Genomic DNA, 24760 nt, shown 5'->3' with positions numbered 1-24760 from the left:
GCGAAGCCCTGTGCGGGCGTGTCGTGGCGCGGCGCGCCGGGCGCCGCCGGAGCCGGGGCGGACATCCGGCCGGGGCCGACGGCGAGGCCGGTGCCGGGGCCCGAGGGGGCCGGGGGACGCGGACCGGCCGGCGGCGGGGCGAAGCCCTGCGCGGGCGTGTCGTGGCGCGGGGCACCGGGACCGCCGGCGCCCTGCGCCGGCGCCGGGCCGGGCGCGGCGCCCTTGCGGGGGGCGAACCAGTTGCTGGTCGCGTCCTCGGGGCCGCCCGCGCCCGGCTCGGGCGCGGGCGCCGGAGCGGCGGCGGGTGCGGGCTCCGGCTCGGCCTCGGATTCGGGCATGGGCGTGCGGACGACCACGGGCGGAATCGGCCGCGATCCGGGGATGTTGATCCGGATCCGGGTCGTCAGGGTGGTCTCCGTCTTCGGTCCGTCGGAATCGGCCGTGGGCGGCTTGGCAGGCGGTACGGTCACAGAACTCTCCTCCGGGGTGGTCGCCGCAGCGTCCGTGGACGGGTACTGGCCGGTTCCATACGGCGGTGTTCCCGAGGGGTAGGCGGCTCCACCGCGCCCGTTGGGCCCGGAGGACGAACTCGCGGTTTCACGACTCAAGGCAGGCTCTCCCGATTGGCTCCGCCGCCCGTCATACCGTGCGCGGGCAGCTCGGCGGCCCGTCCACCATACTGGCCGCCGCCCGGGCGCACTCGGCCGCGGGGAGCGAAGGGTTCCCCTTGAGCCCTTTCACGCCCCCCGCGAACGCCCCGGAACCACCTGCCGGAAGTCCGCGGAGCGGCTCGTCAGACCGCCGAAGTCGTCCGACGGCACGTCACTTGGCGGGCGGGGCGGCCGAAATCGGCCGGTCGCCCGGTCCGCTGATCGTGGCACACATCACAGCGAGCACCACCCCGCCCAAAAGGTAGGTGTACATACCAATTCCGGACGAACTGAGCAGGAAGTCCCCTTCCGGCCGGGGGACGCTGAGGATCACGTAGGCGAGGAACCAGCCGGCCGCGCCCGCCCCCACGCCGATCCCGGTCCCCAGGGCGAGGCGGCCGCCGAGGAACAGCCCGAAGAGGGCGAGCAGCGCCAGCACCAGCCCGCACGGGAACCACAGGTCCACCACGAGCCAGCCGGCCGTTCCGGTCAGCACGCCGGCCGCCAACAGCCCGAGCAGGGCGGCGATCCGCCCCGGTGTCCACCTCCCGCTCACGCCCGCACCCCCGCGAAGAGGTCGCGCTCGCGCTCGCCCGCCGGGACGCCCGGCAGGCCGGCCGCCAACTCGTAGTACTCGCGGTCGAACAGCGGCTGGGCCAGGTCGTTGGAGAGCGCGAAGAAGGGCCCGTCCACGGCGATCTGCGTGGCGTGCGCCCGCATCGCGGCGGCCTTGGCGGCCGCGTACGCCGCGTCGGCGTCCCCGTCCCCGCCGATCTCGGCGGTGATGCGCTCATCGGCCACCACCCCCGGTACGTCGTCCGGTTGGGCCAGCCCCGGGAAGGGCGCCTTGCCCCCGGCCGCGCGCAGCCGGGCGAAGCCCTCCTCGACGACCGTGCGCGGGACGCGGTTCCAGTAGAGCTTCCCGATCGTGTGCGGGGCGCCGAAGTCGCGGCGGTACGCGGACTCCGCGGCCAGTTCGGCGGCGCGCGTGGCGACCCGGTGGGCCTGGATGTGGTCGGGGTGGCCGTAGCCGCCCTGCGGGTCGTAGGTGACGAGGACCTGGGGGCGCAGCTCGCGGATCACCTCGACGAGGTACCCGGCGGCCTCGTCCACGTCGGCGGACCAGAAGGCGCCGGGCCGGTGGTTCTGCTCGGCGCCCATCATCCCGGAGTCCCGGAAGCGGCCGGGGCCGCCGAGGAAGCGGTGGTCGGTGACGCCCAGTTCCCGCATGGCCGCCGCGAGCTCGCCGACGCGGTGGGTGCCGAGGGCGTCGTCGCGGTCGGCCGCCAGGTGGGCGAGGCCGGGCGGGATGACCTCGCCCTCCTCGCCCAGCGTGCAGGTCACCAACGCGACATGGGCGCCCTCGGCCGCGTACTTGGCCATGGTGACGCCGTTGTTGATCGACTCGTCGTCCGGGTGCGCGTGCACGAGCAGGAGCCGACGGGCGGGAAGACCGTTCATGGGGCAAGACTACGAGGACCGCGCGCCCGGAGCCCCACGAGGCGCCGCCCGGACGCCCGCGGGCCCCGCCGGATCCGAGAAGGGGTTGGTCTAGAGCTTGAGCCCGCTGATCATGCTCGCCACGTTGGACGTGAGCTGGGAGAGCGTCGGGGCCATGGTCGAACTCGCCAGGTAGAACCCCAGCAGTACGCAGACCACCGCGTGGCCCGTCTTCAGGCCCGACCGCCGGACCAGCAGGAAGACGACGATCGCCAGCAGCACCACGGCCGAGATCGATAGTGCCACGGCGTTTCACCTCCACGTCGAGCGGACATCGGTACGCGTACTCGCGACTCCGTGCACGGCAGAGTCATACCCACCGTCCGCTACGGATCATAACTATCCGTGCTAGCGCGTCGATCGATTCCGGCAGCACGAGGGGCGCACGCCGCGCATGTCCGGGGTCACAGGAACACCGGCCGGGGAGCCTGTACGCCTCCCCGGCCGGCTGTCGGCACCCGCACGGCCGCACGGAATTCAGGCTGCCGGGCCCATATCTCGGGGCAGAAACGGTCAAGTTGCCTGTATGTAAACCGAGTTGTGACAGCGACCGCAGCTGTGGCCGGAAATGAGCGCTGCCGGGAGCTGCGAGATCACTCCTTGGACAGCCTTCCGGTCTCCGGAGGCGGGGGCGGCGGGCCGCCCGACGGCGGGACCACCTGCTTCTCGGACGCGAAGTGGCAGGCCGAGGGGTGGGCCGCCGGGCCGCCCGGGAGGAAGGAGGGGATCTCCAGGAGCGGCACCTCCGTCGCGCAGCGGGGCCGGGCCTTCCAGCAGCGGGTGCGGAAGCGGCAGCCCGAGGGCGGGTTCGCCGGGGAGGGGACGTCACCGGACAGGATGATCCGCTCGCGGCCGGCGCGGGCCTGCGGGTCCGGGACCGGGACCGCGGAGAGCAGGGCCTGGGTGTACGGGTGGGTGGGGTGGTCGTAGATCTGGCTGTCGGTGCCGATCTCGACGATCCGGCCCAGGTACATGACGCCGACCCGGTCGGAGATGTGCCGGACGATCGACAGGTCGTGCGCGATGAAGACGTAGGACAGGCCGAACTCGCTCTGCAGGCGTTCCAGGAGGTTGATCACCTGGGCCTGGACGGAGACGTCGAGCGCCGAGACCGGTTCGTCGGCGACGATGATCTCCGGCTGGAGGGCGAGGCCGCGGGCGATGCCGATGCGCTGGCGCTGGCCGCCGGAGAACTGGTGCGGGTAGCGGTTGATGTACTCCGGGTTCAGGCCGACCACGTCGAGCAGTTCCTGCACCTTGCGCCGCCGGTCGCCCCTGGGCGCCACCTCGGGGTGGATCTCGTACGGTTCGCCGATGATGTCGCCGACCGTCATCCGGGGGTTGAGGGAGGTGTACGGGTCCTGGAAGACCATCTGGATGTTGCGGCGGACGGCCTTCAGGGCCCGGCCGGACAGCTTGGCGAGGTCCTCGCCCTTGTAGGTGATGGAGCCCGCCGTCGGGCGCTCCAGGTTGACCAGCATCTTGGCGACGGTGGACTTGCCGCAGCCCGACTCCCCGACGATGCCGAGGGTCTCGCCGGCCCGCAGGCCGAAGGAGACCCCGTCGACGGCCTTGACGGCGCCGATCTGCCTCTTGAAGAGGATGCCCTGGGTCAGCGGGTAGTACTTGGCCAGGCCGGTCACTTCGAGGATGGACTCGCCGGACGTCTTGGACTCAGCCACCGAGGCACTCCTTCCAGAAGAAGCAGGCGCTGGCGCGGTCCGGCCCGACCTCGGCCAGCGGCGGGACGTCGGTGCGGCAGACGGGCCGCGCCATGGGACAGCGCGGGTTGAAGGCGCAGCCGGGCGGGATGGCCAGCAGGTTGGGGGGCAGGCCCTTGATGGCGTAGAGCTCCTGGCCCTTCTGGTCCAGGCGCGGGATCGAGTCGAGCAGGCCGCGCGTGTACGGGTGTGCGGGCGCGGCGTAGATCGCGTGGACGGGGGCCGACTCGACGATCCGGCCGGCGTACATGACGGCGATCTTGTCCGCGACGTCGGCGACGACGCCGAGGTCGTGGGTGATCAGGATCAGGCCCATGTTCAGCTCGCGCTGGAGCTCGGCGAGCAGGTCCATGACCTGGGCCTGGACGGTGACGTCCAGGGCGGTGGTCGGCTCGTCGGCGATGATCAGCGAGGGTTCCAGCGCCAGCGCCATGGCGATCATGATGCGCTGGCGCATGCCGCCGGAGAACTGGTGCGGGTAGTCCCCCACCCGCTCCTTCGCCGCGGGGATCTTCACCCGCTCCATCAGCTCGACCGCTTTGGCCTTGGCGTCCTTGCGGGACATCCCGCGGTGGACCTCGTACATCTCGCCGAGCTGGGCGCCGACGCTCAGGACCGGGTTGAGGGAGGACAGGGCGTCCTGGAAGATCATGGCCATCTCGGCGCCGCGGATCTTCCTGCGCTCCTCCTCCTTCAGCTTCAGCAGGTCCTTCCCCTTGAAGAGGATCTCGCCGCCGGCGACGCGGCCGGGCGGCATGTCGAGGATGCCCATCACGGCCTGCGCGGTGACCGACTTGCCCGAGCCGGATTCGCCGAGCACGGCGAGCGTCTGGCCCTCGTCCACCGAGTAGTCGACACCGTTGACGGCCTTGGCGACCCCGTCGCGCGTCTTGAATTCCACGTGCAGGTCGCGCACTTCGAGCAGCATGTGCGGGGGCTCCTCAGCGCAGCTTGGGGTCGAGGGCGTCGCGCACCGCGTCGCCGAGCATGATGAACGCGAGCACGGTCACGCTGAGCGCGGCCGCCGGGTAGAGCAGCATGTGCGGGGCGTTGCGGATCTGGGGGGCGGCGTTGGAGATGTCGATGCCCCAGGAGACGGTCGGAGGGCGCAGGCCCACGCCGAGAAACGACAGGGTGGCTTCCAGGGCGATGTAGGTGCCGAGCGCGATGGTGGCGACGACGATGACGGGGGCGACGGCGTTGGGCGCCACGTGCCGCAGCAGCATGCGGCCGTTGCCGGCGCCGAGCGCCCGCGCGGCCTGGACGTAGTCGTTCTGTTTGGCGGTGATGACCGAGCCTCGGGCGATGCGGGCCAGTTGGGGCCAGCCCAGCAGCACGATGAAGCCGACGACCGGCCAGACGGTGGTGCTGGTGACCACGGACAGGAAGACCAGGCCGCCGAGGACCACGGGGATGCCGAAGAAGATGTCGGCGACCCGGGAGAGCAGCGAGTCGCTCCAGCCGCCGAAGAAACCGGCGAGCCCGCCGAGCACCGAGCCGAGGAGGGCCGCGCCGAGGGTGGCGCAGATGCCCACGGTGATGGAGGCGCGGGCCCCGTAGACAGTACGGGTGTACACGTCGCAGCCCTGGGTGTCGTAGCCGAAGGGGTGGCCCGGGGACGCGCCCTCTTGCGACTTGGACAGGTCGCATTGCAGCGGGTCGCCGCTCGCGATGAGCTGGGGCCAGATGGCGATGACCACGAGGAAGAGGATCAGCAGCGTGGAGATGATGAAGACGGGGTTGCTGCGCAGCTGGCGCCAGCCGTCGGACCACAGGGACCTGGCCTTCTCGCGCGGTCCCGTCGGGGTTGTCCCGAGCTCCTTCTCCAGGCTCTCCGCCTCTTCCAGTGCGAGGTCTATCGGGCCTCCAAGGCCCGTGGGGGAGATGGCCTCGTTGTCGCCGGGTCCCAGCGGGTCGTAGGCGGGGGGCTCGGGCTCAGGCATAACGGATCCTCGGGTCCAGGACCGCGTAGAGCAGGTCGACGAGCAGGTTCGCCAGGAGGAAGACGATGACGAGGATGGTCACGAAGCCGACCACCGTCGGGGAGTTGTTGCGCAGGATCCCCTGGTAGAGCTGGTAGCCGACGCCGTGGATGTTGAAGATCCGCTCGGTGACGATGGCACCGCCCATGAGGGCGCCGATGTCGGTGCCGATGAAGGTGACGACGGGGATCAGCGAGTTGCGCAGCAGATGACGGGTGACGACCCGGCGTCTGGGCAGGCCCTTGGCGGCGGCGGTGCGGACGTAGTCGGCCTTGACGTTCTCGGCGATGGAGGTGCGGGTGAGCCGGGTGACGTAGGCGAGGGAGACCAGTGCGAGGACGATGCCGGGCAGGATCAGCTCGTTGAGCGGGGCTTCCGGGGAGACGGTGGGCCGTACCCAGCCCCATTTCACGCCGAAGAGGTACTGCAGCAAGTAGCCCGTGACGAAGGTCGGCACCGAGATGACGACGAGGGTGAGCACCAGCAGGCTGTGGTCGACCGTCTTGCCCCGGCGCAGTCCGCTGATCACGCCGAAGGTGATGCCGACGATGATCTCGATGACGATGGCGATGGCGGTCAGGCGCAGGGTGACCGGGAAGGCCGAGGCCATGAGCTCGGTGACCTCCTGGCCGTTGAAGGCGGTGCCGAAGTCGCCCTTGAAGATCTGGCCCATGTAGTGGAGGTACTGCTTCCACAGGGGCTGGTCGAGGTAGAGGTCCTTGCGGATGCGTGCGGCGGTGGCGGGGTCGGGTGCCTTGTCGCCGAAGAGGGCCGCGACGGGGTCGCCGAGCGCGTACACCATGAAGAAGATCAGGAACGTGCTGCCGATGAACACGGGGATCATCTGGAGCAGTCGCCGGATCACATAACGTCCCATGGACTGCTCCAGGTTCGATCCGTAGGCGGGTCAGCTGACCGTGATCTGGTCGTACACGGGGACGCTGAACTGGTTGAGCGCCACGTCCGAGATCCGCTCCGAGTGGCCCGCGCTGCCGTTCTGGTACCAGAGCGGGATGGAAGGCATCTGTGCGGCGAGGATCTTCTCGGCTGCCTGGAACTTCGCGACCGCCTTCGCCGCGTCGCTCTCCCGGTTCGCCTCGTCGACGAGCTTGTCGAAGTCCGGGTTGCTGAACTTCCCGTAGTTGGAGGAGGCGCCGGTGTAGTAGAGCGGCTCCAGGAAGTTCTGGATCAGCGGGTAGTCGGCCTGCCAGCCGGACCGGAAGGGGCCGGTCAGCTTGAAGGCGCTCTGCTGGTTGCGGAAGTCGGCGAAGGTGCCGATCGGGTTGACCGTGCAGACCGGCCCCTCGCCGAGGGCTTTGTTGATGCTGTTGCAGACGGCGTCCATCCACTCGCGGTGCGAGCCCGTGTCCACGTTCGAGGTGATCGTCATCTTGCCCCCGGGGAGGCCGCCGCCCTCCTGGATGAGCCTCTTGGCTTCCTTGGGGTCGAAGGCGCATGCCTCGCCGCAGGCCTTGGAGTCGAATCCGCCGGCCTCGCCGAGGGCCGGAGAGGTCCAGTCCCTGGCGGGGGTCCGCGTGTCCCTGAAGATCTGCTTGGTGATCTCGTCGCGGTTGATCGCGCGGGAGATGCCGATACGGACCTTCTCCATGCCCTCCTTGCTCCACTGGGGGTCGTACAGCGGGAAGGTGAGGGTCTGGATGATGAGGGCCGGCTGGTTGATGTAGCGGTCGCCGAGGTCGTTCTGGACGTTCTTGAGCTGCTGCGCGGGGATGTCGTCGACCAGGTCGAGGTTGCCGGAGATCAGGTCGGTGTAGGCGGTGTTGTTGTCGGTGTAGACCTTCAGGTCCACACCGCCGTTGACCGCCTTGTCCTCACCCGTGTACCCGTCCCACTTGCGCAGCTTCATGCCGGTGCCCTTGGTGTAAGAGTCCACCGTGTACGGGCCGTTGCCCACGGGCTTGTCCAGCCAGCCGGCATGGTCGGTGAAGAAGGCCTTCGGCAGCGGGGAGAACGCCTGGTAGCCGAGGGTTTCGGGCCAGGTGGAGAACTTCTCCTTGAGGGCGACCGTGAAGGTGTTGGCGTCCTTGACGACGAGCCCGGACATGGTCTTGGACTTGGGCTCGCCGCTCGCCGGGTGCACGTCCGCGTAGCCGACGATGTCGGAGAAGAACGGCGCGTTGTTCTGCTTCTTGGAGACGTCCGCGCCGTAGTTCCAGGCATCCACGAAGGACTGGGCGGTGACCGGCTCGCCGTTGCTGAACTTCCAGCCGTCCTTCAGAGTGATGGTGAAGTTCTGGCTGTCGGTCGTCTCGAACTTCTCGGCCAGCATGTTCTTGGCCTCGCCGGTCTTCGGGTCGTAGCGCTTGAGACCCCGGAAGAGCATGTCGAGGACCTTGCCGCCCTGCACCTCGTTGGTGTTGGCGGGCTCCAGCGGGTTCTGCGGGTCACCCCACGAGGAGCTGACGATTCCCGCGCTACCGCCCCCGCCGCTGTCGCTTCCGCCGCCGCAGGCCGTCACCGCGAGGGCGACGGCCACCGCACATGCGGCCCACTTGGCGTGGGTGGCTCCGCGCATGGAGTGCCTCCTACTGGATCCCAAGACTCGCTTAGGGGCCAATGTCACCCCATGAGGGATCCCTCACACGCCTGGTTGGACCGATTGCACCCCCGCGTCTCCCGGCTGTCACCCCTGCGAGTGCAAAGGGAGCTCCCAGGTGTTCACCGCGTAGTGCATGGCCATCCCGTGCGCCTCGTACAGCGCGAGCGCGCCGGTCTCGTTGTCGGTGTCCACGCCGAGGCCCACAGTGGAGCGGCCGCGCGCCGCGTAGGCGGCGAAGCCGTGGCGGAGCAGGAATCCGCCGACGCCCCGGCCGCGCGCGTCCTTGGCGACGCCGAGGTGGCTGACCCATCCCATGCTGGTGCGGTCGTCACGGGTCAGCAGGACCCCTACGTCGCCCAGCGCGGGCAGGCTCGCGATCCACACCAGCGACCAGTCGAGGCCGCGGGCGTCGATGTGGTCCAGCCAGGGCTCGTACGGGCGGTCCACATGGCCGAAGTGCTCGGCGAAGGTTTCCTCGATCAGGGCGTGGGCGCGGCGGCGCTGCGCCTCGTCCCCGTCGCAGGGGCGCAGGGTGAGCCCGGCGGGCGGGGCCGGGGGCGCCTCGGCCGGGTCCAGGGACCGGGTCATCACCTGGTAGCGGCGCACGGTGCGGTAGCCCCGGCCGGGCAGCACGTCCGGGTCGAGGGTGGGTGCGACGTTGAGCTGGAGCCGCAGGCAGGCGCCGGGGGCACCGTCGGCGAGCTCGCGGGCCCGGACCTCCGTCAGCTCCAGCAGCCGGACGGCGGCGGCGCGGTGCCCGGGCAGCACGTAGTGCTCGCAGTCGACGCGGCCGGGGCCCGAGTCGGCCCACACCATGGCGTAGGCGACGAGCCGGCCGTCCTCGAAGGCGAGCCATGAGTCCCTGGCGAGGTCGACGTCGGGGTGGTGCAGGTCGGCTTCGACGGCGGGGAGGTCGGTCTCCGGGCGGCCGATCTCGATGAGGTCGACGGCGTTGAGGAGACCGCAGATGTCCTCGGCGTCCGAAGGTCCGGCGGGCCGCACGGTCAGCAGGTCGGTCATCGGACCACTGTCGGACCGGCGGGGGCGAGCCCGCAACCGACTTTCCCCGCACGGCGGATACCGGCGGGGGCGCGGCAGGTGCGGGCGGGGCGGCGTCCGCGGCCGCCGCCCCGCGCGAACGCGCGGGCGCCCGGTACCGGAGAGATCCGGTACCGGGCGCCCGTACGTCGTTCGCGTGGGTCAGACCGCCAGGACGGCCTTCTCCTCGGCGAAGTGGCACGCCGAGTCGTGCGCGGCCGGCGACGTCGATCCCTTGAAGCGCTCCGGGATGGCGAGCAGCGGCTCCTCCACGGAGCACTTCTCCTCGGCCTTCCAGCAGCGGGTGCGGAAGCGGCAGCCCGACGGCGGGTTGGCCGGCGAGGGGACGTCACCGGTGAGGATGATCCGCTCGCGGCCCTCGCGGGCGGCCGGGTCCGGCACCGGCACGGCGGAGAGCAGTGCCTGCGTGTACGGGTGGGTCGGGTGGTCGTAGATCTGCGCGTCGGTGCCGATCTCGGCCATCTTGCCGAGGTACATGACGCCCACGCGGTCCGAGATGTGCCGGACGATCGACAGGTCGTGCGCGATGAAGAGGTAGGAGAGGTTGAACTCCTCCTGCAGCTTCTCCATCAGGTTGATGACCTGGGCCTGCACCGACACGTCGAGCGCGGAGACCGGCTCGTCGCAGATGATGATCTCCGGGTTGAGCGCGAGGCCGCGGGCGATGCCGATGCGCTGGCGCTGACCGCCGGAGAACTGGTGCGGGTAGCGGTTGATGTACTCCGGGTTCAGGCCGACGACGTCCAGGAGCTCCTGCACCTTGCGGCGCCGGTCGCCCTTGGGAGCCACCTCGGGGTGGATGTCGTAGGTCTCGCCGATGATGTCGCCGACCGTCATGCGCGGGTTCAGCGAGGTGTACGGGTCCTGGAACACCATCTGGATGTTGCGGCGGACGGCCTTCAGGGCACGGCCGGACAGCTTGGTGATGTCCTGGCCCTTGTAGAAGACCTCGCCGGCGGTGGCGCGCTCCAGGTTCATCAGCAGCTTGGCGACGGTGGACTTGCCACAGCCGGACTCGCCGACGATGCCGAGGGTCTCGCCCCGGTACAGGTCGAAGGAGATGCCGTCGACGGCCTTGACCGCGCCGACCTGCTTCTTGAACAGGATGCCCTGGGTCAGCGGGAAGTGCTTGACGAGGTTGCGGACCTGGAGGATCGGCTCGCGCTCGGGGGCGTTCTTGGTGAGCTCAGCCATGGATCTGCTCCTTCCAGAAGTGGCACGCGCTGTGGCGACCGACGAGCTCGGTGCCGTCCTGCTCGCTGACGGGCTGGAGCATGGGGATCTCCGAGCCGCAGATGTCCTGCGCGGCGACGCAGCGCGGGTTGAACGAGCAGCCGGAGGGCAGGCGCAGCAGGTTCGGCGGCAGGCCCTTGATGGCGAAGAGCTCCTGGCCCTTCTGGTCCAGGCGCGGGATCGAGTCGAGCAGGCCGCGCGTGTACGGGTGCGCCGGGCGCTTGTAGATCTCGTGGACCGGAGCGGTCTCGACGATCCGGCCGGCGTACATGACCGCGATCTTGTCCGCGACGTCGGCGACGACGCCGAGGTCGTGGGTGATCAGGATCAGGCCCATGTTCAGCTCGCGCTGGAGCTCCGCCAGGAGGTCCATGACCTGGGCCTGGACGGTGACGTCCAGGGCCGTGGTGGGCTCGTCGGCGATGATCAGGTCCGGCTCCAGCGCGATCGCCATGGCGATCATGATGCGCTGGCGCATACCGCCGGAGAAGTGGTGCGGGTAGTCGTCCACACGCTCCTTCGCCGCCGGGATCTTGACCTTGTCCATCAGCTCGATGGCCTTGAGGCGGGCTTCCTTCTTCGACAGCCCGCGGTGGACGCGGAACATCTCGCCCAGCTGGTAGCCGACGGTGAGCACCGGGTTCAGCGAGGACAGCGCGTCCTGGAAGATCATGGCGATCTTCTGGCCGCGGATCTTTCGCCGCTCCTCGAAGCTCATCTTGAGCATGTCCTGGCCGCGGAAGAGGATCTCGCCCTGCGGGATCTTGCCCGGCGGCATGTCGAGGATGCCCATGATGGCCTGCGCCGTCACGGACTTGCCGGAGCCGGACTCGCCGAGGACGGCGAGGGTCTCGCCGGCGCTCACGCTGTAGTTGACGCCGTTGACTGCCTTGGCCACACCGTCGCGGGTGTGGAACTCGACGTGCAGGTCGCGCACTTCGAGGAGCGGCGCCTGCGGGTCCCCGTCACGCGGGGAGGGAACGCTGGAGGTGTTGTCCATGGTGATCACTTACGCCCTCCTCAGCGCAGCTTCGGGTCGAGGGCGTTGCGTACCGCTTCGCCGAGCATGATGAAGGCGAGGACGGTGATGCTGAGCATGATCGAGGGGTACAGCAGGATGTGCTGCGCCACTCGGATCTGCGCGGCGCCGGCGGAGATGTCCACACCCCACGAGATGGTCGGGGACGCGAGGCCCAGGCCCAGGTAGGACAGGGTCGCCTCGGCCGCGATGTAGCCGCCGAGCGCGATCGTGGAGACCACGATCACCGGGGCCATGGCGTTCGGCAGGATGTGCCGGAACAGGATCCGGGGGGTGCCGGCGCCCAGCGCCTTCGCGGCGTGCACGTAGTCGGCCTGCTTCACGGTGATGACCGCGCCGCGCATGACGCGGTTGATCTGCGTCCAGCCGAGGAACGCCAGGGCGAAGACGACCGTCCACACCGTGCGCTTGGTGAAGGCCTGGAGGACGACCATCGCACCGAGCAGGAAGGGGATGCCGAAGAAGATGTCGGTGAGGCGCGACATGATCGCGTCCGTGATGCCGCCGAAGTAACCGGCGATCATTCCCGTGAGGGAACCGACCACGGTGACGATCGCGGTCACGGCGACGGCGACGATGATCGAGGCCCGGGTGCCGTAGATGAGGCGCGCGTAGACGCTGCGTCCCTGGCCGTCGTAGCCCAGCCACTCGGGCGAACCGACCTTGGAGATCTCCGGCTTGCCGAGGAAGTGGTTGATCAGGTCGCCCTTGGTGGGGTCGACGCTGGTGAACCATCCCGGGAAGCTGGCGATGACCAGGAGGACGAGGATCAGCACCGAGGAGACCACGAAGTAGGGGTTCCGGCGCAGGTCGGCCCAGGCGTCGCCCCAGAGGCTGCGTGCCTTCTCGGCCTTCACGGGTGCCACCGGGGCGCCGGGCGCCGACGGGGTCTTTGCCGTCACGGTTTCGGTCTGGGTCAGATCAGGCATACCGGATCCTCGGGTCCATGACCGCGTAGAGGAGGTCGACGAGCAGGCTGGCTATCAGGTAGACGACGACCAGGACGGTGACGACACCGACCACGGTGAGGCCCTCGCGGCGGATGATCGAGTCGTAGATCAGACCGCCGACGCCCTTGACGTTGAAGATGCCTTCGGTGACGACGGCGCCGCCCATGAGGGCGCCGATGTCGGTACCGAGGAAGGTCACGACGGGGATCATCGAGTTGCGCATGAGGTGCACACCGATGACGCGGCGCTTGGGCAGACCCTTGGCGACGGCGGTGCGCACGTAGTCGGCGCGCAGGTTCTCGGCCATCGAGGTGCGGGTCAGGCGTGCCACGTAGGCGAGCGACAGCGAACCCAGCACGATGGCCGGCGCGAGGAGCTCGCCCCAGGTCTCGTTGATGCTGACGTTCGGCGCGATCCAGCCGAGCTGGAAGGCGAACACCGACTTGACGATGAAGCCGAGTACGAAGACCGGCATCGAAATGATCAGCAGGGTCAGGATCAGGATCAGGTTGTCGACCAACTTGCCGGCCTTGAGGCCGGCGACGATCCCGAGCGTGAGGCCCAGAACGATCTCGATGGCGAACGCCAGGAAGGCCAGCCGGAGCGTGACCGGGAAGGCGCTTCCGATGACATCGGTGATCTCACGTCCGCTGCGGATCTGGGACCCGAAGTCGAAGTGGAACAGGATGCCGGTGATGTAGTCGTAGTACTGGCGCCAAATCGGCAGGTCCAGACCGTGCTCGTGGCGGAGTTTCGCCAGCGTCGCAGGGTCCGTGCCCTTGTCACCGAAAAGTCCGGCCACGGGGTCGCCGGGCAGGCTGTACACCATCATGAAGATGAGCAGGGTCGTCCCGAAGAAGACCGGGATCATCTGGAGCAGTCGTCGTGCGACATAGCGCCCCATCATGCCTCCGTAGAAGATGCGGCAGGCGCAGCCGGACGGGCCCTTTCGCCACGCACGCACGTGACGGGATCGTCACTGCGTCGCGAAAGGGCCCCCCGGGCGCTGCGTATAGGCCCGGATGTGGGCCGGCTCCCCGCCGGCCCACATCCGTCGAAAGGAATTACGCTGCGGGACTTACTTCTTGACCTCGACCCCTTCGAGGATCGGGTCGCCGTCCTGGGCGTACTTCACGTTCTGGACCTTCTCCGAGAAGCCCGCGTTGACCTTGTAGTACCAGAGCGGGATCGACGGCATGTAGTTGCTGAGTTCCTTCTCGATGGCCTGGTAGGCCTTCACGGACTCGTCGAGGCTCGGGGCCGTGTCGGCCGCGGCGATCTTCGCGTCCAGCTCAGGGTTGGTGAAGCCACCCTGGTTGCCACCGGCGCCCGTACGGAACAGGTCGCTGATGAAGTTCGCGTTCACCGGGTAGTCGAGGACCCAGCCGGAGCGGTAGAACGACTTGACCTGCTTGGACTTGCGGGCCTGGAGGTCGGCCTGGAAGTCCGGCTTGGCGTCACCGGTGCACTTGACGCCCGTGGCCGAGGTGATGCTGCCGCAGACAGCCTCGACCCACTCCTTGTGACCGCCGTCCGAGTTGAACTGGATGGAGATCTCGTTGTTCGGGACGCCGCCGCCCTCGGCGATGAGCGCCTTGGCCCTCGCGGGGTCGAACTTGGCGACGTCACCGGAACCGTCCGGCGTGTAGCCGAGGACGCCCTTGGCGACCCAGCCGGTGGCGGGGTCACGGGTGCCCTGGAGCACGGTCTTGGTGATGGTCGCGCGGTCGATCGCCATCGAAAGGCCCTGGATGACCTTCGGGTTGACCGGCTTCGGGGTCTTCCACTGGTCGGCGTAGAACGCGACGGCCAGGGTCTGGATCGCCGAGTACGGCTGGTCCACGGCGCGGTCACCGAGGTCGCCACGGTAGACCGGGAGGTCCTTCGGGCCGATCTGGCGCAGGACGTCGACGTTGCCGGACTTCAGGTCCTCGTAGGCGGTCTCGAGGGTGGAGTAGTTCTTGAGGACCACACCACCGTTCTTCGCCTTGTTCTCGCCCTTGTACTCGTCGAAGCGGGAGAGCTCGATCTGCTTCTTGTGCTCCCACGACTTGAACTTGTACGGGCCGTTGCCGACCGGCTTCTCACCGGCGGCCGCGGGGTCCTTGTAGAAGGACTCGGGCAGCGGGGAGAAGACCTCGTAGCCGAGCTTGTACCCGAAGTAGGGCACCGCGTTGGCGAGCTCGATGGTGAAGGTGTTCTCGTCGACGACCTTGAGGCCCTCGAGCGCCTCGGCGGTGGGCTTGGCGCCCTCGGCCTCGGGGTGCAGGGCCTCGAAGCCCTTGATGTCGGCGAACCAGGACGCGTTGCCCTGCTTGTTGTTGATGTTCGCGGCCCAGTTCCACGCCTTGACGTAGGACTCGGCGGTCACCTTGGTGCCGTCGTGGAACGTCCAGCCCGACTTCAGCTTGACGGTCCAGAGCTTGCTGTCCTTGGACTCGACCGACTCCGCGTTCACCATGACGAGCTTGCCGTCGGCGTCGTAGTCGACGAGCTGCGAGAACAGGCCCGACATGACGATCGAGCCGTTGGACTCCATCGTGTCGGCCGGGTGGAGGAGCTTCTCGGGCTCGCCCACCTCGACCGAGTAGATGCCGTTCGGGTCAACTTCACCCTTGGCGGCGTTATCACCCTTGTCGCCACCGCCACAGGCAGTCGCTGCCAGGGCGACGACAATCGCGCCCGCTACCCACTTGGCGCTCTTGGCACCGCGCATGGGTTTCCTCCTCATGAGTCCACTGTCTGATGTGAAGGACACCGGTGTGTTTCGCCGACACCCCTGACGGCGATAAGGACCAGTGTCCCGAGTGTGCTCGTGAGTCGACGCTCCCCACAGCGTGTGACCCATTGACCCGAGCTCAATGGAGCCATCCTCAGGGACGCCCAGACCGTAAACCACACTTAAGTGGTCTCGTTTTCACAACATCGCACTACGGCTAAAACCCGAAATCCGGACAAACGGATAGGAGACAGACATGAACGAAACGGACTGTTAGCTCTTCTTCCGGAGTGTCACGGTCGGTATGCGGACACGGACCGAAATAATCCGCTTGACAAACGCGAACAGCCCCTCCCGTCACGGACACCGTGACGGGAGGGGCTGTTCGCAAAAGCACGTTCGGGCAGGACCCGGGTGTGACCCGGGTCCTACGCGACTACTTGCCGGACTTGGCGCGCGACGCGGTGCGCGAGCGCTCCTTCTGGTCCAGGACGACCTTGCGGATGCGGACGGCCTCCGGGGTCACCTCGACGCACTCGTCGTCGCGGCAGAACTCCAGGGACTGCTCCAGGGAGAGCCTGCGGGGCGGCACCACGTTCTCGGTGTTGTCCGCGGAAGCCGCACGCATGTTGGTGAGCTTCTTCTCCTTGGTGATGTTCACGTCCATGTCGTCGGAGCGCGAGTTCTCGCCGACGATCATGCCCTCGTACACCTCGGTGCCGGGCTCGGTGAACAGGACGCCGCGCTCCTGCAGGTTGATCATCGCGAACGGCGTGACCGAACCGGCGCGGTCGGCGACCAGCGAACCGTTGTTGCGGGTGACCAGCGGGCCGAACCACGGCTCGTGGCCCTCGTGGATCGAGTGGGCGATGCCCGTACCGCGCGTACCGGTCAGGAACTCGGTACGGAAGCCGATCAGACCGCGCGACGGGACGACGAACTCCATGCGGACCCAGCCGGAGCCGTGGTTCGACATGTTGTCCATGCGGCCCTTGCGGACGCCCATGAGCTGCGTGACCGCACCCATGTGCTCCTCGGGCACGTCGATCGTCATGCGCTCGACCGGCTCGTGCACCTTGCCGTCGACTTCCTGCGTGACGACCTGCGGCTTGCCGATGGTCAGCTCGAAGCCCTCGCGGCGCATCTGCTCGACCAGGATGGCGAGCGCGAGCTCACCACGGCCCTGGACCTCCCACGCGTCCGGACGCTCGGTGTCGAGCACGCGGAGCGAGACGTTGCCGACCAGCTCGCGGTCGAGGCGGTCCTTGACCTGGCGGGCGGTGACCTTGCGGTCCTTGACCGCGGACTTGGCGTCCGCGCCCTTGCCGCTGCCGCCGCGGCCGACCATCGGGGAGGTGTTCGTACCGATGGTCATCGAGATCGCCGGCTCGTCGACCGAGATCAGCGGAAGCGCGATCGGGTTCTCCGGGTCGGCCAGGGTCTCGCCGATCATGATGTCGGGGAAACCGGCCACCGCGCAGATGTCACCCGGGCCCGCCACCTCGGCCGGCTTGCGGGTGAGCGCCTCGGTCATCATCAGCTCGGTGATGCGGACGTTGGAGATGGTGCCGTCACGCTTGATCCACGCGACGGTCTGACCCTTGCGCAGCTCGCCCTGCTCGACACGGACCAGCGCGATGCGGCCGAGGAAGTTGTCGGCGTCCAGGTTGGTGACGTGGGCCTGGAGGGGGGCCTCGTCGTCGTACACCGGGGCCGGCACGTGGGCCAGGATGGTGGAGAAGAACGGCTCCAGGCTGTCGCTGTCCGCGGGGACGGTGCCGTCCTCGGGCTTGGTCAGCGAGGCGACGCCGTCACGGCCGCAGGCGTAGACGATCGGGAACTCGATCTGCTCCTCGTCGGCGTCCAGGTCGAGGAAGAGGTCGTACGTCTCGTTGACGACCTCGTCGATCCGGGAGTCCGGACGGTCCGTCTTGTTGATGCAGAGGATGACCGGCATCTTCGCCTGCAGGGCCTTGCGCAGGACGAAGCGGGTCTGGGGCAGCGGACCCTCGGAGGCGTCCACCAGCAGGACGACGGCGTCCACCATCGACAGACCGCGCTCGACCTCACCACCGAAGTCGGCGTGGCCGGGGGTGTCGATGATGTTGATGGTGATCGGGGCCGACCCGTCCTTGGGGTGGTACTTCACCGCCGTGTTCTTGGCGAGGATCGTGATGCCCTTCTCACGCTCCAGGTCGTTCGAGTCCATCATGCGGTCGTCGAGGTGCTGGTGGGCGGCGAAGGCACCGGCCTGCTTGAGCATGGCATCGACGATGGTCGTCTTGCCATGGTCGACGTGGGCGACGATGGCGACGTTACGGATGTCGTGGCGCGTGGGCACTTCGGCGCTTCTCCCGGGATCGTGGATGGCGACGCGTACGGTCCGGCACGCGCGCCTCGACCGGGCGGAAAACCTGCCACGGCCTTACCCCATCGTACGCCGGATGGCGGGAACCGCCTGCCGGGGGGTCTGTCAAGAGGCCGGACGACTGAGCGGGGCCGAGGTTCGGGTGGGGGGTCTCGGCCCTCGCCAGTGCCTGAATACACGCGGGTCAACGGGTAGACACGACCTTGCCCGCCGGTCATCCGGCGGGCAAGGGACTTGAGTCACATCTGAGCTTGGGACCGTCGGATCAACCCCTGATGCACCTCTTCGTCATCACTTCTTCCCGCTCCCGTCGTCCCGCGCGTCCCGCTCGCCCCGTCCGCTCACTTCTTGGCGGGCGCCTTGGCGGCCGACGGCTTCTTCCAGCCGATGTCCTGGTAGCGGGGCGCTCCGAGTCCGAAGGCACCCGCATTGACCAGGCCCGGCTTCACGGCCACCAGCTCGGGCCGCTGGTAGAGGGGGATGGAGCCGGCGGCGGCCCAGATCCGGGCGTCCGCCTTGCGCATCAGCTCGCGGGACTGCTCCTCGTCCAGCTCGCCGGCCGCCTGGTCGAAGAGCTGGTCGATGTGGTCGGTGCCGACCCGGGTGTAGTTCTGTTCGACGAGCAGCGAGCCGTCGGCGGCCGGCTCCGGCTTGGCGAAGATCGGCCGGGCGTCGGTGGCGGGGTAGGCGGTCGCGGGCCAGGAGTAGAGCGCCAGGTCGTACTGGCCCGAGGCGATGTGGTCCTTGAAGAAGCTCTCGTCGGCCACCTTGGTCAGCTCCGTCTGCACGCCGACCTTGCGGAGCATCTGGGCGATCCGCTCGCCGACCGTGCGCAGGGCCTCCGATCCGGGTCCGGACGGCAGGACGAAGCGCAGGCTCAGGGCCTTGCCGTCCTTGGCCAGCATGGAGCCGGAGGTGCGTCCGGCCTGCTTGGCGGGGGCCGGGCTGGCCTTGGCGGGGTCGGCCTGCTCGGCGGGCTCGCCGGCGGCTTCGGCGTCCAGGGCGGCCGGGTTCTGCTTGGCGTCGTCCGCGGCGTCGGCCTGGGCGCGCAGCATCTGCTCCTGGCCGGCCGCGAAGGGGGCCGGGGCGAGCACCGGGGAGGGCTGGGTCCCGCGGGCGAAGGAGTCGGCGTCGACGATCTCCCCGTCGGAGCCGTACGCGCCTTCGGGCAGGTCGCCGCCCGCCGGGTCCTCGGGGCCCTCGGGGCGGGCGTCGGGGTGGTCGGCCCGCCCGGCGGCCCCGGCGGCCCTGGCTCCGGCCGGCGGCTTGTCGTCGTCCTCGCCCACGATGTAGAGGCCGTCGTTGCCGGTGCCCGGGCCCGCCGGGGTCTTCGAGTCGTCCGTCCCCTGCGCGGCCTCCGGGCCCGCCTTGGCGCCGGGGGGCTCGGTGAGCTTGCCGCCGCGGCGCCAGCCGGCGTCGGTAAGGAGGGCTTGGGCGGCCTGGGTGTCCAGGCCGCCCAGGGCGTCGCTGTTGTCGGCGTACGCCTGCTGGCCGGCCAGCGCCAGGTGGCTGCCGACCGGCTTCGCGGGCAGGCCGAGCGGCTTGAGGACGATGTCGGCGAGCGCCTGGCGGTCCAGGGCTCGGGCCACGGCGCGGCGCACGCGCTCGTCGGCGAGCGGGCCGGCGGCCCCGTTCATGGCGAGCTGGGTGTAGGCCGGTTCCAGTGACTTGCGGACGGTGAAGGCGCGCAGGGCGGCCTGCTCCCGGGCGTAGCGCTTCACCGCCTCGGCGTGCTTCTGCCGGGTCTCCCGTTCGCTCTTGGCCTGTGCCTCGTCCGTACCGAAGGCCAGCGCCCAGGACAGGGTGGCCTGCGCGGCCGTCACCGAGGCCGCGGGGCCTTGGGCGCCGTCGGCCTTGGCGGACTCGCGGCGGGCCAGTGCGATCCGCTCGGCGCCGGCGCGGTCGATCTCCGCCAGGTCGAGCTTCCCGGCGGCCAGCGCGGCCGGCCGCTCCGTCCGGGGCACGGCGGTGAGCACGAGGGTGTCGAGCTTGGCGGGGCGCCCCCACCAGCGCGGGTTGCGGGTCAGGGCTGCGGTCCCGGTCTTCTTGTCGATGGCGCCCAGCGCGAAGGGGCCGGCGGTGACCTTGAGGGTGCCCCGGGCGCCCTCGTTGAAGGCTTCCGGGGTGCCCGTGACCTGCTTGGGGTAGAGGGGCGAGAAGAGCGAGCGCCAGTCCGCGTACGGCCTGACGAAGGTGACCTTGACCTCCAGGTCCGTCTTGCCGCGCTCGATCTTCTCGATCCGGTCGTAGCCGGCGTTGCGCGCCGTCCAGTACGCGGAGTCCTTGCCGTTCAGGGCCCGCCACTGGGCGACGAAGTCGGCGGCGCCGATCTCCCGGCCGTCGCTCCAGACGGCCTGCTGGTTCAGCTTGTACAGGACGACCTGCTTGGGTTCCCGCTCGACGATTTCGGCCTTCTCCAGGTAATCCGGATTGGCCGCCGGCCGTCCCTTGCCGTCCAGGACGAACAGCTGGGGCAGGACCGCCCCGGCGATCCGGTTGGTGGTGGCGTCCGCGTCGGCCTGGAAGGTGTTGAGGGTGCCCGGCAGGGCGTCCACGGCCCAGCGCAGCACCCCGCCGTCGGCGACCTTGTCGCGGGCGGTCGTCGCGATGTCCTGGCCGGCGGCGGCCGGGCCGCCCTCGTCTTCACCCGCGCCGCAGCCCGCGAGCAGCGGCAGTGCAAGAACTCCCGAGGTCAGGAGCGCAAGGGACCTGCGCCTTCTCTGGGACATGGGTGGTACCTCCGGGGCGGGGCGTGAGGGAGAGTCGTGAAAAGGAGGGGGCCTTGATCACGTTCGGCGGTATATGGAGCTGATCACACTGGGTGCCGAAACCCACTGAAATCGACGCCCCGCCGCACCCCCCGCAGCAGACCCCCGCCACGCCGCGAAGCCCACCCGTGCGGACCAATCCGGCTTGCGTCCCCCGGCTGCCGCCGGGCGGTCCCCGTGGACGGGTGCTCCACGGGCGTTCCCCCGCAAGAGGGATGAAAATGGAGCCAGGAGGGGCGCACGGTTCGCGCCTGCGCGCCCGCAATCGCTGCACGTCCCTTCACAACCGGGGACGGGAGGCGCGACACTCGCAGGCGCACATGAGCGTTGCCACCGCACCTGCGGAAGTGAGGGCAAGTCATGTCCCTGCAAGATGATCTGACCGCCGTACGACGCAACCTGAACGAGCTGGTCCGCTCCGTCGAGCGGCTGGAGAAGGACGTCGCCCGGCAGGCACCGGCAACCGCCAGGCCTCCGGGCCAGGCCCCGATGGTCAGCGTCCCGGACACCCCGTACGACAGTTCGCTGTGGACGGACTCCGACGACGAGGGCCTCGGCGCCCGCGACCGCCACGCTCCCTGACCCGGCCCCAGCGTGTCCGCGTACGACCCACCGGACCCGGCCGTCCGTCGCGCTCAGTGACGGCGGCCGGGTCCCCCGGGCCACCCCTCATCACTCCACCCGGAGTCCCTCTTGGCCACAGGCACCCAACCACCATCCCAGCGGCCCGGCGGCGTCCACGACCCCTCGCGGGCCGCGATCGCGGCCCGCCACCTGCGGACCGACCGGTGGTGGCTCTCGCCCGCCGGCACCGCGGCCGGACTGCTCGCCTTCATCGTCTACTCGACCTGGCGGGCCTTCGCCAACGCCGACTACTACGCGGCCCCCTACGTCTCGCCCTTCTACTCCCCGTGTCTCGCGGAGAACTGCGAGGAGATGCGCGGCGGCCCCAACCTCGACCTCTTCGGCAGCTGGTGGGGCCTGTCCCCCGCCCTGCTGATCCTGGTCTTCCCGCTCGGCTTCCGGCTGACCTGCTACTACTACCGCAAGGCCTACTACCGGGGCTTCTGGGCCTCGCCACCCGCCTGCGCCGTGGCCGAGCCGCACGCCTCGTACAGCGGTGAGACCCGCTTCCCCCTGGTCCTGCAGAACATGCACCGGTACTTCTTCTACGCGGCCGTGCCGGTCGCGGCGATCTTGACCTACGACACGGTGCTGACCTTCCGCGACGAGGACTACGCGTGGGGCCACATGGGCCTCGGGACACTCCTGTTCCTCGTCAACATCACGCTGATCTGGGCGTACACGCTGTCCTGCCACTCCTGTCGGCACATCATGGGCGGCCGCCTCAAGCACTTCTCCCGGCATCCGGTGCGCTACCGCCTGTGGGGCTGGATCAGCCGCCTCAACTCCCGTCACATGCAGCTCGCGTGGGCCTCGCTGATCAGTGTCGCCGCGTGCGATTTCTACGTGTACCTGCTGGCCAGCGGCGCTTTCACCGACCCGAGGATCTTCTGAGATGGCTCAAGTGGAACGGCAGCAGTGGGACGTGGTGGTGGTCGGCGCGGGCGGCGCCGGGCTGCGGGCCGCGATCGAGGCCAGGGAGCGCGGTGCCCGTACGGCCGTGATCTGCAAGTCCCTTTTCGGCAAGGCCCACACCGTGATGGCGGAGGGCGGCATCGCCGCCTCCATGGGCAACGTCAACGAGGGCGACAACTGGCAGGTGCACTTCCGCGACACCATGCGCGGCGGCAAGTTCCTCAACCAGTGGCGGATGGCGGAGCTGCACGCCAAGGAGGCCCCGGACCGGGTCTGGGAGCTGGAGACCTGGGGTGCGCTCTTCGACCGCACGCCCGACGGGAAGATCTCGCAGCGCAACTTCGGCGGGCACGAGTACCCGCGGCTGGCGCACGTCGGCGACCGGACCGGTCTGGAGCTGATCCGCACCCTCCAGCAGAAGATCGTCCAGTTGCAGCAGGAGGACTTCGGGGAGTACGGGGACTACGAGGCCCGGCTCAAGATCTTCCAGGAGTGCACGGTCACCAGGGTCCTGAAGGACGGGGAGAGGGTCTCGGGCACCTTCTGCTACGAGCGCGAGACCGGGCGGTTCTTCGTCCTGGAGGCCCCGGCGGTGGTGCTGGCCACGGGCGGCATCGGGAAGTCCTTCAAGACGACCTCGAACTCCTGGGAGTACACGGGCGACGGCCACGCGCTGGCCCTGCTCGCCGGAGCGCCGCTGCTGAACATGGAGTTCGTGCAGTTCCACCCGACCGGCATGGTCTGGCCGCCCTCGGTGAAGGGCATCCTCGTCACCGAGTCGGTGCGCGGCGACGGCGGGGTGCTGCGCAACAGCGAGGGCAAGCGGTTCATGTTCGACTACGTCCCGGACGTCTTCAAGGAGAAGTACGCGGAGTCCGAGGAGGAGGGCGACCGCTGGTACGAGGACCCGGACCACAACCGGCGCCCGCCCGAGCTGCTCCCCCGCGACGAGGTGGCCCGCGCCATCAACTCCGAGGTCAAGGCGGGACGCGGGTCCCCGCACGGCGGGGTCTTCCTGGACGTGTCCACGCGGATGCCCGCCGAGAAGATCAAGCGGCGGCTCCCGTCGATGTACCACCAGTTCAAGGAGCTGGCGGACGTGGACATCACCGCCGAGCCGATGGAGGTCGGACCGACCTGCCACTACGTGATGGGCGGCATCGCGGTCGACTCCGACACCGCCGCCACCGTCGGGGTGCCCGGGCTCTTCGCCGCCGGCGAGGTGGCGGGCGGCATGCACGGCTCGAACCGGCTCGGCGGGAACTCCCTCTCCGACCTGCTGGTCTTCGGCCGCCGGGCGGGGCTGCACGCGGCCGGGTACGCCGCCGCGGAGGCGGGCCGGCTGCCGGTCGTGGACCAGGCCCGGGTGGACGAGGCGGCCGCGGAGGCGCTGGCTCCGTTCCACGCCGACGAGGGCGCCGAGAACCCGTACACCCTGCACCAGGAGCTCCAGACGGCGATGAACGACCTCGTGGGCATCATCCGCCGCGAGAGCGAGATGGCCGAGGCGCTGGACAGGCTCAGGACCCTGCGGCTGCGGGCCTCGCGGGCCGGGGTCGAGGGTCACCGGCAGTTCAATCCGGGCTGGCACCTGGCGCTCGACCTGCGGAACATGCTGCTGGTCAGCGAATGCGTGGCCCGCGCGGCCCTGGAGCGCACCGAGAGCCGGGGCGGCCACACCCGCGAGGACTGCCCGGCGATGGAGCGGTCCTGGCGGCCGGTGAACCTGCTGTGCCGGCCGGTCGACCCGGCGCCCGGGGATAGGGGCGACGGTGCCCGGATCGAACTGACCCGGGTGCGCACCGACCCCATCCGACCCGACCTGCTCGCGCTCTTCGAGAAGGAAGAGCTGGTCAAGTACCTCGCCGAAGAGGAGCTGTACGGATGAGTACCTACGATGCCTCGTTCCGGATCTGGCGGGGCGACGCGGAGGGCGGCGAGCTGCGGGACTTCACCGTGGAGGTGCACGACGGGGAGGTGGTCCTGGACATCGTCCACCGGCTCCAGGCCACCCAGGCCTCCGACCTCGCGGTGCGCTGGAACTGCAAGGCCGGCAAGTGCGGTTCGTGCAGCGCGGAGGTCAACGGGCGGCCGCGGCTGATGTGCATGACGCGCATGTCGACCTTCTCCCGCGAGGAGACGGTCACGGTGACCCCGCTGCGGGCGTTCCCGGTCGTCCGCGACCTGGTGACGGACGTGTCCTTCAACTACCGCAAGGCGCGCGAGGTCCCGGCCTTCGTGGCGCCGGCCGGGGTCGCGCCGGGCGAGTACCGGATGCAGCAGGTGGACGTGGAGCGCTCGCAGGAGTTCAGGAAGTGCATCGAGTGCTTCCTGTGCCAGGACACCTGCCACGTGGTGCGTGACCACGAGGAGAACAAGGCCGCCTTCGCCGGCCCCCGCTTCCTGATGCGGGTGGCCGAGCTGGACATGCACCCCCTGGACGCGGCGGCCGAGGCGGGACTGGACCGCAAGCGAACGGCCCAGGAGGAGCACGGCCTCGGCTACTGCAACATCACCAAGTGCTGCACGGAGGTCTGCCCCGAGGGCATCAAGATCACCGACAACGCCCTGATCCCGCTGAAGGAGCGGGCCGTGGACCGCAAGTACGACCCGCTGGTGTGGCTGGGGAGCAAGATCCGTCGCCGTTCCGGTCCGTAGCCGGCCCCTCCCAC

General features: G+C 69.5%; 20 protein-coding genes and 1 pseudogene. 4 read left to right on the top strand and 17 right to left on the bottom strand.

Annotated elements, in window-relative coordinates; translation table 11 throughout:
- From ACFWBY_RS10120 to ACFWBY_RS10040, 17 genes and pseudogenes are all read right to left on the bottom strand, one after another.
- Positions 1–470: pseudogene (locus tag ACFWBY_RS10120) on the bottom strand (hypothetical protein); the annotation flags it as partial.
- Between the two features lie 352 nt (positions 471–822).
- Positions 823–1206 (bottom strand): DUF6113 family protein, encoded by a 384-nt coding sequence (locus tag ACFWBY_RS10115; protein WP_385344813.1) that lies wholly within the window; start codon positions 1204–1206, stop codon positions 823–825.
- A complete protein-coding gene (mshB, locus tag ACFWBY_RS10110; RefSeq protein ID WP_385344816.1) occupies positions 1203–2111 on the bottom strand; it encodes an N-acetyl-1-D-myo-inositol-2-amino-2-deoxy-alpha-D-glucopyranoside deacetylase in 909 nt (302 codons plus the stop codon). The genes ACFWBY_RS10115 and mshB overlap by 4 nt, the downstream gene beginning before the upstream one ends.
- Positions 2112–2201: 90 nt before the next feature.
- Complete coding sequence (locus tag ACFWBY_RS10105) at positions 2202–2396, bottom strand: hypothetical protein (protein ID WP_214949145.1); 195 nt, start codon at positions 2394–2396, stop codon at positions 2202–2204.
- A gap of 347 nt (positions 2397–2743) precedes the next feature.
- Entirely contained in the window at positions 2744–3832 is a 1089-nt protein-coding gene (locus ACFWBY_RS10100) for an ABC transporter ATP-binding protein (RefSeq protein ID WP_385344820.1), read from the bottom strand.
- The gene (locus tag ACFWBY_RS10095) at positions 3825–4799 is read right to left on the bottom strand and encodes an ABC transporter ATP-binding protein (RefSeq protein WP_385344823.1); all 975 of its coding nucleotides are present in this window, start codon (positions 4797–4799) and stop codon (positions 3825–3827) included. The genes ACFWBY_RS10100 and ACFWBY_RS10095 overlap by 8 nt, the downstream gene beginning before the upstream one ends.
- Positions 4800–4812: 13 nt before the next feature.
- Complete coding sequence (locus ACFWBY_RS10090) at positions 4813–5814, bottom strand: ABC transporter permease (RefSeq protein WP_385344826.1); 1002 nt, start codon at positions 5812–5814, stop codon at positions 4813–4815.
- On the bottom strand, positions 5807–6730 hold the full coding sequence (locus ACFWBY_RS10085) for an ABC transporter permease (RefSeq protein ID WP_385344828.1): 924 nt from the start codon (positions 6728–6730) through the stop codon (positions 5807–5809). The genes ACFWBY_RS10090 and ACFWBY_RS10085 overlap by 8 nt, the downstream gene beginning before the upstream one ends.
- A 30-nt stretch (positions 6731–6760) precedes the next feature.
- Entirely contained in the window at positions 6761–8389 is a 1629-nt protein-coding gene (locus ACFWBY_RS10080) for an ABC transporter substrate-binding protein (protein ID WP_385344831.1), read from the bottom strand.
- A 108-nt stretch (positions 8390–8497) separates the two neighbouring features.
- Positions 8498–9433: a GNAT family N-acetyltransferase gene (locus ACFWBY_RS10075; protein ID WP_385344834.1), complete on the bottom strand. Its 936-nt coding sequence runs from the start codon at positions 9431–9433 to the stop codon at positions 8498–8500.
- A gap of 180 nt (positions 9434–9613) precedes the next feature.
- Entirely contained in the window at positions 9614–10666 is a 1053-nt protein-coding gene (locus ACFWBY_RS10070; protein WP_385340067.1) for an ABC transporter ATP-binding protein, read from the bottom strand.
- On the bottom strand, positions 10659–11705 hold the full coding sequence (locus ACFWBY_RS10065; protein ID WP_385340138.1) for an ABC transporter ATP-binding protein: 1047 nt from the start codon (positions 11703–11705) through the stop codon (positions 10659–10661). The genes ACFWBY_RS10070 and ACFWBY_RS10065 overlap by 8 nt, the downstream gene beginning before the upstream one ends.
- Positions 11706–11725: 20 nt before the next feature.
- Positions 11726–12673: an ABC transporter permease gene (locus ACFWBY_RS10060; protein ID WP_385340069.1), complete on the bottom strand. Its 948-nt coding sequence runs from the start codon at positions 12671–12673 to the stop codon at positions 11726–11728.
- Entirely contained in the window at positions 12666–13598 is a 933-nt protein-coding gene (locus tag ACFWBY_RS10055; protein WP_385340140.1) for an ABC transporter permease, read from the bottom strand. The genes ACFWBY_RS10060 and ACFWBY_RS10055 overlap by 8 nt, the downstream gene beginning before the upstream one ends.
- A gap of 174 nt (positions 13599–13772) precedes the next feature.
- Complete coding sequence (locus ACFWBY_RS10050) at positions 13773–15410, bottom strand: ABC transporter substrate-binding protein (protein ID WP_385340071.1); 1638 nt, start codon at positions 15408–15410, stop codon at positions 13773–13775.
- Between the two features lie 439 nt (positions 15411–15849).
- The gene (gene typA, locus ACFWBY_RS10045) at positions 15850–17754 is read right to left on the bottom strand and encodes a translational GTPase TypA (RefSeq protein ID WP_385340073.1); all 1905 of its coding nucleotides are present in this window, start codon (positions 17752–17754) and stop codon (positions 15850–15852) included.
- A gap of 368 nt (positions 17755–18122) precedes the next feature.
- Entirely contained in the window at positions 18123–20510 is a 2388-nt protein-coding gene (locus ACFWBY_RS10040; protein WP_385340074.1) for an ABC transporter family substrate-binding protein, read from the bottom strand.
- Between the two features lie 399 nt (positions 20511–20909).
- Between ACFWBY_RS10040 and ACFWBY_RS10035 the strand changes: the two genes are divergently transcribed.
- From ACFWBY_RS10035 to ACFWBY_RS10020, 4 genes are all read left to right on the top strand, one after another.
- Entirely contained in the window at positions 20910–21131 is a 222-nt protein-coding gene (locus ACFWBY_RS10035) for a hypothetical protein (RefSeq protein WP_385340076.1), read from the top strand.
- Positions 21132–21242: 111 nt separating this feature from the next.
- Positions 21243–22067, top strand: a complete 825-nt coding sequence (locus ACFWBY_RS10030) for a hypothetical protein (RefSeq protein WP_385340077.1) — start codon at positions 21243–21245, stop codon at positions 22065–22067.
- Position 22068: 1 nt separating this feature from the next.
- A complete protein-coding gene (locus tag ACFWBY_RS10025; RefSeq protein ID WP_385340079.1) occupies positions 22069–23976 on the top strand; it encodes a fumarate reductase/succinate dehydrogenase flavoprotein subunit in 1908 nt (635 codons plus the stop codon).
- Entirely contained in the window at positions 23973–24746 is a 774-nt protein-coding gene (locus ACFWBY_RS10020; protein ID WP_385340081.1) for a succinate dehydrogenase/fumarate reductase iron-sulfur subunit, read from the top strand. Before ACFWBY_RS10025 ends, ACFWBY_RS10020 begins: the two co-directional genes overlap by 4 nt.
- The last annotated feature ends 14 nt before the right edge of the window (positions 24747–24760 follow it).

It is taken from the genome of Streptomyces sp. NPDC060049, from assembly GCF_042736715.1.
Lineage (GTDB): Bacteria > Actinomycetota > Actinomycetes > Streptomycetales > Streptomycetaceae > Streptomyces.
Note: the sequence above shows the minus strand (reverse complement) of the source record. Positions and strands in the feature narration are given on the sequence as shown.